Annotated in this window: 7 protein-coding genes; 4 read left to right on the top strand and 3 right to left on the bottom strand. The window is 46.4% G+C overall.

Annotation, left to right across the window (positions count from 1 at the left end; genetic code table 11):
* Positions 1-263 precede the first annotated feature (263 nt).
* From SWH54_12745 to SWH54_12735, 3 genes are all read right to left on the bottom strand, one after another.
* Entirely contained in the window at positions 264-671 is a 408-nt protein-coding gene (locus tag SWH54_12745) for a threonyl-tRNA synthetase editing domain-containing protein (protein ID MDY6792128.1), read from the bottom strand.
* Between the two features lie 10 nt (positions 672-681).
* On the bottom strand, positions 682-1,224 hold the full coding sequence (locus tag SWH54_12740; protein MDY6792127.1) for a PilZ domain-containing protein: 543 nt from the start codon (positions 1,222-1,224) through the stop codon (positions 682-684).
* A gap of 303 nt (positions 1,225-1,527) precedes the next feature.
* Positions 1,528-3,510, bottom strand: coding sequence for an RNB domain-containing ribonuclease (locus tag SWH54_12735; protein ID MDY6792126.1), 1,983 nt, complete (start codon positions 3,508-3,510; stop codon positions 1,528-1,530).
* A gap of 258 nt (positions 3,511-3,768) precedes the next feature.
* On the opposite strand from SWH54_12735, the gene SWH54_12730 reads away from it, so the two are divergent.
* From SWH54_12730 to SWH54_12715, 4 genes are all read left to right on the top strand, one after another.
* Entirely contained in the window at positions 3,769-5,514 is a 1,746-nt protein-coding gene (locus tag SWH54_12730; GenBank protein MDY6792125.1) for an ABC transporter ATP-binding protein, read from the top strand.
* Positions 5,515-5,697: 183 nt separating this feature from the next.
* Entirely contained in the window at positions 5,698-7,701 is a 2,004-nt protein-coding gene (locus tag SWH54_12725; GenBank protein MDY6792124.1) for an ABC transporter ATP-binding protein, read from the top strand.
* 549 nt (positions 7,702-8,250) lie between these two features.
* Positions 8,251-10,014, top strand: coding sequence for a formate--tetrahydrofolate ligase (locus tag SWH54_12720; protein ID MDY6792123.1), 1,764 nt, complete (start codon positions 8,251-8,253; stop codon positions 10,012-10,014).
* Between the two features lie 783 nt (positions 10,015-10,797).
* Complete coding sequence (locus SWH54_12715) at positions 10,798-14,919, top strand: Ig-like domain-containing protein (GenBank protein MDY6792122.1); 4,122 nt, start codon at positions 10,798-10,800, stop codon at positions 14,917-14,919.
* The last annotated feature ends 77 nt before the right edge of the window (positions 14,920-14,996 follow it).

The following is a 14,996-nucleotide window of genomic DNA, read 5'->3' as shown; positions in this document are numbered from 1 at the left end:
AGAAGATCAACGCTGGCGTGGGGTTCTGCCCTTGGGGCTGGTTCAAATCGAATCTCAGCGAGATAGCTGCCGTACGCCAGTTTCTCGAAATGATTTTTAAGACGGATACGGGCAAATGGGCGCTTCTCCGGACGAGCCACTAACACTTATTAAAGCGCAAACGGTTCACCAAAAAGGCCATTGATAAGAAACTTCCCGATCCTACCCCTTATCGTATTTAAAAATATATGGACTAAGCAGGGAAAAAAGACGAATTGATCGGGCTAAAAATGTTTGTAAATTCTTGCCAGAGGGTGTCCGGGTGCTTTGATGGCAAGATCGAGGAAATATCCGTACGGAGTTTGCAAAACCGAGTAGCCCGCATTCTCCAGTCGTTTGCCTGCACGTTTAAGCAATTCCTGTGCCTTATCCGCTTTGGCTTTTTCTTCCCCCAGGTGTGTAAAGGAATGGAGCACAATTTTCATTGTCTCCCATTTACGGGCCAGCCATTTTGAATTTTTGACCAGTTTGGTCTCCGCGCTGCTGCCTTTCTCGACATCTGCCGGTTCAATGTGAACAAAGGCAACCACGGTTTTTTCGTTTTCAGCAGGATGAGCGTCAGGTGCATCATCAAGTGTTTTCATTGAGGGTATCCAGTCAAAACGTTCACAATACCAGAATAATACGCGCATCAAATTATCCTTAACTGTTTATTTCATATATTTCATCCATCTTTTCCGAATAGGATTTAATGATATCAAACTGGTGCTGGTTTAAATATTTAAATTTTGCCCCGATCCCCTGGGAGCCGCTCCAGATAATTTCACCAGTGAGCTTAAAGGGTTTTTGATGGTTACTCAAGGTAAAAGACATGATGATTTCTTTCCCCACCGGAAAAAGGTTTTTGGTTTCAATGAATACGCCAAAAGTGCTGATATCGAGCATAAAGCTTTTGAATTTACGATTTCCCACCATGTAATCGACACTGATCAGGCAAGGTTTTCTCTTTTGACTTCTTTTATCCGGATTGCCCGACTTTGCAGACACTTCCTCCAATTGCTTGATCAGTTTTAACTGCTGGTCATCGGTCATTTCAACAATAAGCCTGAACAAATGAGCCGTAAAACGGTCTTTGAGTAACTCTTTTACCAAAATCAACAGCTGTTCTTCGGAAATATTGCTGATCAGCTTAAACAGACGGGCAATGGTGGTATATTTATTTGTTTTTATTTCTGGAGTGGTCACAACTATGCTCCTGAAATGGTGAACTTAATATAAGCTGAATCCCACAGCGAATTTGGCGACTCGTTGTAAAGTGTTGCCATTGTGCCAACTCTGCTGCTTACTGACTTTATTCGGCGGCAGATTCTATGTGTACGTCAAGTGATATTGTTTCGGGTTACGAGTTGCGCGTTTCGTGTTATTAATCGGAATATTCATCAAGATTTTCAACCCGCAACTCGTAACTCGGAACATTTACGTCATAACTCAAAAAACAAGTTTTAAAAGACGCATTATGGCTAGCGACAAGTGTCATTGTAAGTCTGTTTATCCCATGTATACGGAAAATGAGTTTTTCCTGGCATTGACATGCTGCAAGGTCACTCGGATCACATCTTTAGGCTTTAAAACAATACTGCCGGGAGCAGACAGATCGCATTCTAGCATATACTCCGGGAGAAGAATCTGGTATCTGTCTCTGCGCTGGTAGAGCACAATGGCCTCTTCTTTTTGGCCGATTTTATTTTCAAGATATTTCAAAATCCAGTATCGGTTGCGGCGTTGCTGGATTCGTGAGACGTTGCTCATGAGCTGCTGGAGAGACATGGTGATTTTATCTATTTCTTCACCGGTGTAAGCGTCTTCCATACCAAGGGCGGATCGCAACTGCCTCTGGGTGACCAGGTCAAAATATTTCCGGATCGGTGATGTGGCGGTGACATAACAGTCGAGTCCAAGTCCTGAATGCCGTTTGGGTTCAGTGTTCAATATAAATCGACTTAAATACCGGCGCTGCATGTAATTTTGGAACAGAGTTCCCTCTTCCCCCTTGTATAAACGCTCCCTTGGATCCGGCTGACTTCTGAAGATCGCTGGGATTTTTCGGTCTGCCAGAAACTTGGCGGAGAGCCAGTTTCCCATGATCATCAGCTCCGAAACCAGCATCCGGCCCGGGCTTTCTCTATTAATTTTGTTCACAGTGATTAAATCATCCTCGTCGATCCACACATTGATATCCGGAAGTGAGATGTGAATCGCTCCTGATGACAGCCTGCTTTCACGATATTTGGCGGCAATTTTACGCAGAATAACAATGGCCTTGTCTTCCTCAGCCAGCAGGTTCACATCGTAATAGGAAAGTTGGTGCTTGACCTTAACCAGACTGGGGATGATTTCATAATCAATGATATCCGCAGCAGGAGTCAGTTTTATCATTGTACTGATGGCCGGTCTAATCTCACCGGCTTTCAAGCTGCAAAGATTTTCCGCCAGATGGGTGGGGAGCATGGAGATTTTTCGGTCCGGCATATAAATGGAGCTTCCCCGTTTAAAGGCTTCGCCGTCAATCACACTCCCTTTTGGAATAAAGCACCCGACATCGACGATATGAATGCCAAGCCTATAATGATCCCCCCTGTCTTCGATGCTCAAGGCATCGTCAAAATCAACGGTGGCCTGTCCATCGATGGTCATCAGGGATAATTCGGTCAGGTCGATCCGTTTGGTATGGGAAAAATCGTTTTGCGGTGAGTCGGTTTTCCGCTCGGTAAGATCAGATGCGGCTTTAATCACTTGGTCGGGAAAAGTGGTGCGTATGTTATACCTGTAAAGGTCGATGTTTTCATCTTTATGGAACACCTCAATCTTTTGCAGAATCTGAAAAACCCTGCTGAGGTCATAGATGCCTGCCTTTGCCAGCATGACCTTGCCGATTTCATAATGGTTGCTTTCTTTTTCCCAAAGATAAGCCGATTTTAAGATATCCGCAAATTCTGCTTCTATATCAGACAGCGGCTTGGTAAAGCGGCCGTTCAACACCCTTTTTATCCAGGCCGCTCCCTGGGTGATGAGTTGTTTTTTGCGGGCATTCTCTTTTTCCCGGGCGGCAATTCTGGTGACCTGCTCCTGGGTATTGGGAAAAAAACTGTCCGGGTTAAATTTGAAATAGAGTCGGTTGTTAAAAAAGGCCCGTATCACGGCTGATTCGTGATCACAGGAGGGATTGTCAGGAAAACAGAACTCGGTCATGGTGGCCACATCAATCCATTCCTGTTCCGTGTTTAAAACTTCCCAGAGGCCCTTAATATCCACGTGGTTAATCAACTCTTTCCGCAGATCGGCAATCTCTTTTAATGACTGAACCATCCTGTTTCTGCCGGAGGACAAATCAATTTGAGTCTTGCATTTGTGTGACAGGCGATTGGCCGAAAGATTCACTTCCCGGTTGTTTTCGGTAAGCAGTCTTAGTCGCTGGTTCCTTACCTCCAGTACGACCGCACACAGTATTTTTTGTTGGTCGATATATTCCACCACGTTTCCTGATCCCATAACCGTATTATAATATCAACAGGTGGCCGGAAAGTCAATCTGTGGGAAAAACAAATTGCTTGAAGTTGTTGAAAGCAGCAATTATATTTATTAGATTATCTTTCGATTCGTTGTAGTTAATTAACACAAGTCAAGTAGATAATCATAAAGGGAGTCAATATTTTTTCAGAGCGTTCCAGGGGTCAAGCTTGGACCCTCTTCTCCAATTAAATTGGAGAAGAACTTATTTATTTAATTCAAATGAAATCGACGACTCTAATCAAACCATATTTCATAGAAAACCGTGTGGTGATTGTTGGCGGACTGGTCTGTCTGATTATTGTGGATGTGTTGCAGCTTTTTATTCCCCGAATCTTAAAATGGGCCATTGACGATCTCACCGCGCTGCAAATCGATGCAAAAGGGCTTTTCTTGTACAGTGTGTGGATGGCCGGAATTGCTTTAATGATTGGTGTTTTTCGTTATCTGTGGCGGCGTTGCCTCCTGGGTACCTCCAGGCGGGTGGAAGAGGGCCTGCGAAACACATTCTTTGCCCATATTCAGATGCTTTCCGCTTCCTTTTTCGATAAGACCCGGACAGGGGATCTAATGGCCCATGCCACCAACGATATTCAACAGATCCGCATGGCCACAGGTATGGGCATGGTTGCACTCAACGATTCCATTGTGCTCGGCATGGCGTCCATCGGTTTCATGGCATACATCAATATCACACTCACCCTGCTGGTACTGATCCCCATGCCGTTCATTGTGGTGGGAACACTGTTTTTCAGCAGAAAAATGCACCAAAGATACCTTGAAGTTCAGGGGGCATTTTCCGATTTAACCGAGGTGGTCAGGGAGCGGTTTGCCGGAATTAGGATTGTAAAAGCCTATAACCTGCAAAACTTGGAAGCCCAAAAAGTTAATGCCATATCCAAGCAGTATGTGCAAAAAAATCTAAGTCTGGTCAAAATTGTCGGTTCTTTTTTTCCCATGATGCTGCTGTTTACCAATATCAGCCTGGCCATGGTGCTTTATTTCGGCGGCCGCCAGGCAATTTCCCTTACCATCACCCCGGGAGATTTTGTGGCATTTATCAGCTACCTTGGAATCCTTACCTGGCCGATGATGGCCCTGGGATGGGTCACCAACCTGATTCAGCGGGGCAGGGCATCTCTCGACCGATTAAACGGCATTTTACAGACCCGGCCTGAGATTGCCAATCAGCCCGCTGCCAAACCGGCCAATCATATCCAGGGACGCATCGTTTTTGATCATGTTTCATTTTCCTATAAAAATACTCTTTCCCCCGCACTGGGTGAAATCGATATCGATCTTGCGCCCGGAAAAATGCTGGGCATCGTGGGTCCGCCGGGAAGTGGAAAAACAACCCTGTTAAGCCTGATTCCAAGGCTTTATGATGTGTCGGATGGACAGGTATTGCTGGATCAACAAGATGTTCGATCGATTCAGCTCAACGGGCTGAGGTCTAAAATTTCCTTCGTCCCCCAGGAGCCGTTTTTGTTTGCCGGAACCGTCAGGGAAAATATCACCCTTGGCAACCGGCAGGTTAGCCAACAGGAGTTGGTCAGGGCATCCGCCATGGCATCGTTTTACCAGACCGTTCAATCATTTCCCCACGGTTTTGATACGGTCACCGGCGAAAAGGGGGTCATCCTGTCCGGAGGGCAAAAACAGCGGATTGCCCTGGCACGTGCATTTTTGCGGGAAACGCCCGTGCTGATTTTTGATGATCCCATCAGCCAGGTGGATCTGGAAACAGGGGCGGCGATCATCAAATCCATAGCGGACATGGCCGGTTTACGGACGATCATTATTGTTTCCCACCGGTTATCCGCCGTCCGATTTGCCGATCAAATTGTCACCCTGGACCAGGGACGGATGGTGGAGTCCGGTACCCACGCGCGGCTGATGGAAAACAACCGATACTACGCCAAAACATATCGCCTGCAGGAAATTGAAGAAGGGTTGGAGGCGACGTAAAATTATAACAACTCAGGTGGATAGGCCGAAGGTTGAAGACTGTTAGGAAAAAGCATATTTTGAAACCATGTTTGGTGCAAGAATCACATTCCGCCAAAGGACGATAAGCTTGCTCTTTTGACCCCTTCAGCCTTCAGTCTAAACTGCTTCAGCCTGGCTACGTGAGTAGTCGAAAATAACATTATGAGAACAGATTTCGGATATTTCGAAGAACAAAAGCTTGGTCGGCCTTACGACACCAAGCTGCTCAGACGTCTATATCCCTATGCCGGGCCGTATAAAGGGTTGCTGCTATGGTCGATTGTTCTGGTTATCTGTATCACCCTGCTCGATCTTTCTCTGCCCTATGTGACCAAGATAGCCATTGACCGGTATATTGTGCCTCAAACCGATACCATGCAAACCCGTCTGGTACCGGGAGCCGAAGGTAAAAGCCGGTATTTGACTGCAGATATATCCGACCCGAAAATCAGAGCGGTGGTCAACCGATACCCCAGGTTGTTTTCCATCACAGAAACAGAAGGACGAATTCCTTATGAAATGCTGGGCAGCCTGGAAAAAGAGGATATGGCCGTACTGCGCCAAGGTGATTTTTCCGGCCTGGGAGTGCTTACCGCCATATTTCTGGTCATCATACTGGTGAACTTTGGCATCAGTTTCCTGCAAAAAATGATCATGGAGTATGCCGGCCATATGATCATGCATGATCTGAGAATAAAACTTTTTGCGCAAATCCAGAAATTATCCATCGAATTCTTTACCCAAAATCCGGTGGGAAGGCTGGTGACCCGAGTGACCAATGATATTCAGAATATGCATGAGCTGTTTACCTCGGTGATTTCCATTATCTTCAAGGATCTGTTTTTGCTGGTTGGGATTGCAGTCGTTCTGATCTGCCTGAACTGGAAACTGGCCCTGGTGTCTTTCATGGTGCTTCCTTTTGTTCTTTATGCATCTATTGTTTTTTCCCGAAAGGCCCGGGAGGTGTTCAGAGACCTTCGGGTTAAACTAGCGGAAATCAACACCCGGTTTTCCGAGACCATTGACGGAGTAAGGGTGATTCAGCTTTTTCGCTGTGAACAAAATAATGCCAACAATTTTAAGGGGCTGAACCATGAAAACTATCTGGCAGGCATGCGGCAGATCCGTGTGTTGGCTGTATTTTTGCCTCTGATAGAAATCTTAGGAGTGGTTGCGGCTGCCCTGGTGGTGTTTTACGGGGGGAAAAATGTCATTGCAGAAAACCTCAGTCTTGGCGCCCTGGTTGCCTTTATTGCGTATATGAAAATGTTTTTTCGTCCCATCAGAGATCTGGCCGAAAAGTATAACATTCTGCAGAATGCCATGGCTTCGGCTGAAAGAATATTTTTACTATTAGACCACCAGAGCATGCTGCCGCAAATGGCTGTGGGATCAAAAACCGGTGCGCCGGGTTTAAGCGTGATACAAGACATTTCCTTGCAAAACGTTTCCTTTGATTATGTGCCGGGGGAAAGTGTTCTTGAGGAGATTTCGTTTCAAGTACAAAAAGGAGAAACATTGGCGGTGGTCGGGCCCACCGGGTCAGGCAAAACCTCTCTGATTAACCTGATTGCCCGCTTTTATGATCCCGTGTCCGGCCGGGTTTGCATAAACGGAAGGGATATCCGGGAAGTTGAGACTTCAGTGTTAAGGTCCAAAATGGCGCTGGTGATGCAAGAGCCCTTTTTATTTTCCGGGTCCATTCGAGACAACATTTTAAAAGGAAAGCCGGATCTTTCCCAAAAGGAGCTGATGGATATTTTAACGGTGTCCCATTGCCGGGACCTGGTGGACCGGCTGCCGGCGGGTATAGAAACGGTGTTGAGCGGTTCAGGCATAGCATTATCGAGTGGTGAGCGCCAGTTGATATCCATTGCCAGGGCGTTTGCCCGTGATCCGCAACTGATCCTGTTTGACGAGGCCACCTCATATATTGACTCCCAGACAGAGAAAAAGATTCAGGAGGCGCTGAATAACCTGATGATCAAAAGAACCTCGATTGTTGTCGCCCATCGTCTGTCCACCATCCGCAGCGCCGACAACATCATTGTGCTCAGCAAGGGGCGCATCATCGAAACAGGAACCCACCAAAATTTGATAGATAAGAGAGGGCTTTATTTCAGTTTAAATCAATTGCAGAACAAGACAGAACCCTCATCGATTTAACATGATATTGTTTCTCATAAATTCTCCTGTCCGACTGGGCACAACGATTCATTAAAACTAAGGTTCGTCAGGAGAATCGCCTGTTTGGCCGGTACAAGACTTACAGATGAGATCGGTATCGTAACACGCCCCCTATCTTCTCAGGTAAGCCCATACAGGCAGAGACGATCAACGCTTCCGTAAGATTCTGTCCCTTGGGGCTGGTTCAATTCTAATCTTTCCGAGATAGCTGCCGTACGTTTATTTTCAGATAAGATTGTGAAGTCTGGTACCGGCCAAACAGGCGATTCTCCTGACGAACCGACTAAGATTGAAAAACAAATATTTGTGGTAATTACTATAAAACAAAAACAGAAAAATAAGGGCTGAATGTGATGTTTTTATGGTATATATCTCTTGCCAAATCAAATTTTTCATGATACGAAAATTACTTTATTAAAAAAAAGCTCAGAACCAGTTGAATATATAGAAAAAATTGTAAGATAATTAAACGAGGAACCTGTAAGGTTTCTGAAATGCTAACTTTTATTACCATGAGGAGGACAATTTATGGCTTATAATGCAGTAGAAATGGCTGACTGGCAGATTTCCGAGGCGGCTGAACCGAACATGCCGACACCGGATGAATGGCGGGACAAACTTGGCCTGGAAAAGGACGAAATACTTCCGATGGGCCGACTGGCGAAACTGGACTTTTTGAAAATTATCAATCGTCTCCAGGACAAACCGGATGGAAAATACATCGAGGTGACCGCCATCACGCCGACCCCGCTGGGAGAAGGCAAAAGCACCACTTCCTGTGGATTGATGGAAGGCCTCGGTAAACGCGGCAAAAACGTGGGCGGGGCACTGCGCCAGCCCTCCGGCGGGCCGACCATGAACGTAAAGGGAACCGCTGCAGGCGGCGGCAACTCGCTGCTGATTCCCATGACCGAATTCTCATTGGGTCTGACCGGCGACATCAACGATATCATGAATGCCCATAACCTGGCCATGGTGGCCTTGACCGCGCGCATGCAGCATGAGCGTAACTACAATGACGAACAGCTGGACCGGTTGACCGGCATGCCGCGCTTGAATATCGACCCCACCCGGGTGGAGATGGGCTGGATCATCGACTTTTGCGCCCAGGCCCTGCGAAATATCATTATCGGTATTGGTGGCCGTATGGATGGCTTTACCATGCAGTCCAAATTCGGTATTGCGGTTGGCTCCGAATGTATGGCCATTCTGGCAGTGATTCGTGATCTGGCCGATTTGAAAGAACGGCTCAACAACATCACCGTGGCTTTCGACAAGAGCGGTAAACCCGTCACCACCGGTGATCTGGAAGTCGGCAACGCCATGACCGCGTTTATGCGCAACACCATCAACCCCACCATGATGTGCACCGCCGAATACAACCCCTGTATGGTGCATGCGGGACCGTTTGCCAACATCGCCGTGGGCCAGTCCTCCATTATCGCCGACCGCGTGGGGTTGAAACTGTTCGACTATCACATCACCGAATCCGGTTTCGGTGCCGATATCGGCTTTGAAAAATTCTGGAACGTCAAATCCCGCTTCAGCGGATTGAAACCGCATGTATCGGTACTGACCACCACCATTCGTGCATTGAAAAGCCACGGCGGTGGGCCCAAAGTCACACCGGGTATCGCCATGCCGGATGCGTACACCAAAGAGAACCTGGGAATGGTTGAAGAGGGCTGCGTAAACATGGTGCATCACATCAACACCATCCGCAAGGCCGGCATCAACCCGGTGGTGTGTATCAACAGGTTCTTCACCGATACCGATGCGGAATGTAACATTGTCCGCAAGGCAGCCGAAGCAGCCGGTGCCCGCTGTGCCGAGTCCAAACACTGGGAGATGGGCGGCGATGGCGCACTGGAATTTGCCGATGCCGTGGTCGAGGCCTGTGAGGAAGAAAACGAGTTTAAATTCCTCTATCCGTTAGAGATGAAACTGCGCGACCGCGTCGATTTGATTTCCAAGGAAGTTTACGGTGCGGACGGTGTGTCTTGGACTCCGGAGGCCGAGGCCAAAGCCAAGATGCTCGAGGATGATCCCAAGTACGCCGACTTTGCAACCATGATGGTCAAAACCCATCTCAGCCTGAGTCACGATCCCACGGTCAAGGGTGCACCCAAAGGCTGGACGCTGCCCATTCGGGACGTGCTGATTTATTCCGGTGCCAAGTTTCTCTGCCCCTGCGCAGGAACCATCAGCCTGATGCCTGGAACCGGCTCCAACCCGGCCTTCAGACGGGTGGATGTCGATCCGCAGACCGGCCAGGTGACCGGATTGTTCTAATCGCATAACAAATACTGCTCGATAAAAAAGGCCCGGGTCTTTACCCCGGGTCTTTTTTTATGCAGCGGGTGTGATGAGCGCCAGTATTTCTCCGATTTTCACTTCGTTATTAATAAAAGTACGGTAAAATCTGATTACGAGACCATCTGATTTATTGCACAAGAATATGTGCACTTTAATCTGTATGTGATAGCCTTCAAAATTCCTTCATACCAAGATCCTGATTGTCGATAACTAATTGTTTATATTAAATTATTAAAACATATTGAATTCAAAAAAATCAACCCTCACGCCAAAAGCAGCGGAACCAGAATGGCATGTCCCGAAACAGCGGGATAATCATGGGGTGTGCTGATTACACATTGAACGATTACAAAATGTTGCACCACGTCCCGCTGAATCAAAGCGGGAGGCTTTTTAATAGGCCTTCGAGTGATTGCACATAAATATGTGCAATGCACACATATATGTGCAATTTTATCTTCATATTTCATTGGTTTTATCGATAAATATCCTCCGTATAAACCATATAGATTTCTGTTATCTCATTGTTTATACAATCATTTCTTATCTTGCTTTTTTATGTATAGTTATCCGGTATAATTATTGCAAAATTTTTTCGTCTAATTATCCGGCGTTTATAGAAAAATAAATTTTTCATCTCTAAATCCTCAATATTTTGCGGACGGACTTTTGGGACTCCGGTTCATGCGCTTTAAGTGAATATACCCGGGTTTGTGCGTAAAACAGTAAGACGTCTTTTTCAAACTAGGAGAAAGAGCCATGTATAAAAAAATCCTTTCCTTTTTCACAATTCTTTTTATTATTTCAGCTATTGCAGCCCCTGTTTATGCAGACCAGACAGTATTTGGCCCCGAAGATTTAACAATCAGCAATTTGTATGTTCATTTATCATTACATCCATTCTCAGTGGATGAACCTTCAGACGGCGTCCTAACCATTGTCAAAAATACACCTGATAAAGAAATAGCGGGAGGATTTTGTTTTCTAAACGGAAATTTTATTGGCCTTAGCGACTTTTTGACGGGAACCAGTACTATTTTTGAAAAAGATGTTGATCTGCTCACTAACAGCCGAATTACAATTTTTTTTGCGGGAACTCCAGATTCTTCAATAAAAATAGAGATAAAGAAAAAAGGCGTAACCCCTCCACCTGAGGTCACATTATCGGCTGATCCTTCCACCATGTATGTGGGTCAATCTTCAACTTTATCATGGACTTCCACCCATTCGGATACCTGTGTGATACAACCGGGTATCGGCAATGTCGATGTTAACGGATCGACCGCTGTTTCGCCCACGGAAACTACCACCTATACCATCACCGCCACAGGTACCGGCGGCACGGCCACAGCCAGTGCCACGGTGACCCTTGCCAACAGCGCACCGGTGGCCCATGATCAAACCGTTTCACTGAACGAAGATGAGACAGCCGCCGTTACTCTAACCGCATCCGATGCCAATGGCGATGCGTTAACCTATCAAATCGTAATCGGGCCGTCCCATGGCAGCTTAACCGGCACAGCTCCGAATCTGACTTACACCCCATCATCCGATTATAACGGCAGCGACACCTTTACCTTCAAAGCCAGTGACGGCAGCCTGGACAGCAATACCGCCACAGTCACTCTTTTAATCCAGCCGGTAAATGATCCTCCCACTGCAGGCGATGATGTGGTCACCACCAATGAAGATACACCGCTAACCGCCATTACAGTTTTAAGCAACGATACGGACCCGGACGGCGATACCCTTGGTGTCGATGATTTTACCCAGCCGGCCCACGGTACGACAGGCAGCAACGGCGACGGTACGCTGACCTACACGCCGGATGAAAACTTTAACGGTACGGACAGCTTTAATTACACTATCAGCGACGGCAACGGCGGTATGGATACCGCTACGGTCAATATCACCATTAATCCGGTCAATGATGCCCCGGTGGCCAATAGTCAATCAGTCACACTGAATGAAGATGAAACCGCATCCATTACTCTTACCGCATCCGATGCAGATGGTGATACTCTAACCTATCAAATCGTATCCAATCCGTCTCACGGGACACTCACCGGTACAGCTCCTGATCTTAATTACACACCCAATGATAACTATCACGGCAGTGATTTCTTTACATTTAGGGCCAATGACGGCACCGTTGATTCCGGTGATGCAACAGTAACCATTACGATAAATCCTGTAAATGATCCGCCTGTGGCGGATGCAGGGCCTAATCAGACTGCCTTGCAAGGTAGCGTTGTTACACTCAATGGCAGCGGTTCAAGCGATATAGACGGTGACACCATAACCTATAGCTGGACGTTTGTATCTGTTCCCACCGGAAGTACGGCCGTCCTTTCCGACCCTTCAATGGTGAATCCGACCTTTAGCGCAGATCTGATCGGCACCTATGAGGTCCAACTCATTGTAAGCGACGGCACCATAGACGGTGCACCTGACACGGTTATGGTGAATATAGTTGATTTGCCTACGGTAGAAATCACTGCTGGTCCGACAGCAATTCTAACAGACGAATCTTCCACTCTAACCTGGACTTCCACTTATGCGGATACCTGTGTGATCGAGCCCGGTATCGGAAGCGTAGCCCTAAACGGATCATATATTGTATCACCCACAGAAACCACCACCTACACCATCACAGCTACAAATCCCGGCGGCGCCGCTACCGCCAGTGCCACCGTTACGGTAAACGTACCGCCTGCAGTTAGTTTCAGTGCATCACCGGCAACCATTGCCCAGGGTGGATCAGCGACACTCTCCTGGTCATCGGAAAATGCCCACAGTGCCCACATCGACCACGGAGTCGGCAGTGTATCCACAAACGGGACCCTTTCCGTAACTCCTGAACATACCACCACCTATACACTTGCCGTTACAGGGTCTTTCGGCTCTGCAAGTGCCAAGACTACGGTCAAGGTTACAGGCAACCCCGCTCCACAGCCCGAGGGATCATTCGGTCAAAGATATGAAGATTTAATACCACCTGATTCTACAGTTGATGAGTATGATCCAAAGAGATTTTCATTAATTACCGGTATTGTCCATGCAATAGACGATTCTCCCATACAGGATGTTTCAATAACTATTCACAGCCATCCTGAATACGGTACAATATTGACAGACACCACTGGCAGGTTTTCCATACCTGTTGAAGGTGGCGCTACTATGAGGATTGTTTATCGGAAAGAAGGATTTATAACATCGCACCGAAAGGTCTATGTGCCCTGGAACGATATCGCCATAACTGAAACCATCCAGATGATCGCACAAGATCCGGTATCCACCACTTTTACCTTTGATGGTAATGCGAATACAATCGTTACACATCAGAGCACCGAAGTCACCGACGAATTCGGCTCACGCTCCTGTTCCATGGTTTTTACCGGAGACAACTCTGCCTGGTTGGTAGATGAAAACGGTAACGATGTTCATCAGCTTGAAACCATCACCGTCAGGGCGAGCGAATTTACCACTATTGATTCCATGCCGGCTGTATTACCGCCTACCTCTGCATACACCTATTGCGTGGAGCTTGCTGTAGATGGAGCAGACCGGGTTCGATTTGAAAAATCGGTGGTTACCTGGGTGCAAAATTTCCTTGGTTTTGATGTGGGAATACCTGTACCCGTGGGCTTTTACGACCGTGACCGTGGTGTTTGGGTTCCTTTAAATAACGGAGTGGTGGTAAAACTCCTCGATATGGATAATAACGGCATTGTTGACGCATTAGATGCGGATGGCGATGACCAACCCGATGATCTCAATCAGGATGGGATGTTTAATGATGAAATTGTTGGGCTTACTGATAACGGAAAATACGCACCAGATACAACATTTTGGCGAGCTGCTATAACACATTTTAGCCCTTGTGACTTCAACTGGCCTTCTGCCCCGCCCAATGATGCAACAAACCCGAACCCGAATGGTGAACCCACGTGTGAACCTGATAGTGGTGTTTGCTTTATTGAAGGAACACTGGTGAAGACCGCCAATGGGCTTATACCGATAGAAAAGATTGCAAAAGGTGATCATGTTTTCTCACATTTTGAAAACAAAAAAGACACGATTTTGCGCAAAGTGTCGAGGACCTTTGTTACACGGAATCAAACTGTTATAAATCTCAAGTTCAATGATGAAAATAGTATTTTAGAAACCATCGGTACTACTGTTGAGCATCCTTTCTGGATAAAAAACCGTGGATGGGTTACTGCCGAAAAACTAAAAATAGGCGATAAAGCTTATAGCGTAGATGGCAAATGGATAAAACTTGCTGAAAGCAAACGGCTGGCTGAGAAACAAACAGTATATAATATTGAGGTTGAAGATTCGCATACTTATTTTGTGGGGAAAAGCGGCCTTTTGGTACATAATGCCTGTATAAAAAATGTAAACCCAAGGAAAAGAACCCTTGACAAAGATATAGATCTTCCCGGCACAGGTATGACGCTTCATTATGCAAGCGATCGTGTTGAAGGTTATAAAACCCATATTTCCGTTCCAACTAGCGGCAGTAGCGTTCCCGCCTCTCTTAAGCAGATTGTTGTAAAAGCTGAAATAGCTGGCAGAACAATGATCCAGCACCTTGATCCATTACCTGACCAGATTGCATTTTTTGAATGGGACGGGCTGGATTATTTGGAAAGACCTATTGGCAGTGCACTTGCCAAAATCCATATAGGATTTGTATATGATGCATTATACTCGTTTTCGTTTGACTTTGCCGTGGCTTTTGGTCAGCCAGGAGAAATCGTAACAGCTGTTGCTTCAAGGAATGAAATTACATTTTGGCAACGTGCTGAAAAAATAACGGTTCATTCAAAAAATAATACCCCAATTGAGCGAAAAAAAGTAGTAATAACCATCTAAAAAAGCTGGAAAAGCCTTTAGAATAAGGGTATACAGATGGTGACGAAACCAAAAACCCAAATTCTGAAAGGCTTTCA

It is taken from the genome of Thermodesulfobacteriota bacterium (assembly GCA_034189135.1).
In the GTDB taxonomy this organism is placed as follows: Bacteria; Desulfobacterota; Desulfobacteria; order Desulfobacterales; family JAUWMJ01; genus JAUWMJ01.
Note: the sequence above shows the minus strand (reverse complement) of the source record. Positions and strands in the feature narration are given on the sequence as shown.

What these genes read in the sequence shown, in the direction of transcription:
- SWH54_12720 (MDY6792123.1), top strand. Translation starts at nt 8,251, where the DNA reads ATGGCTTATAATGCAGTAGAAATGGCTGACTGGCAGATTTCCGAGGCG.
- SWH54_12715 (MDY6792122.1), top strand. Translation starts at nt 10,798, where the DNA reads ATGTATAAAAAAATCCTTTCCTTTTTCACAATTCTTTTTATTATTTCA.
- SWH54_12725 (MDY6792124.1), top strand. Translation starts at nt 5,698, where the DNA reads ATGAGAACAGATTTCGGATATTTCGAAGAACAAAAGCTTGGTCGGCCT.
- SWH54_12745 (MDY6792128.1), bottom strand. Translation starts at nt 671, where the DNA reads ATGCGCGTATTATTCTGGTATTGTGAACGTTTTGACTGGATACCCTCA.
- SWH54_12730 (MDY6792125.1), top strand. Translation starts at nt 3,769, where the DNA reads ATGAAATCGACGACTCTAATCAAACCATATTTCATAGAAAACCGTGTG.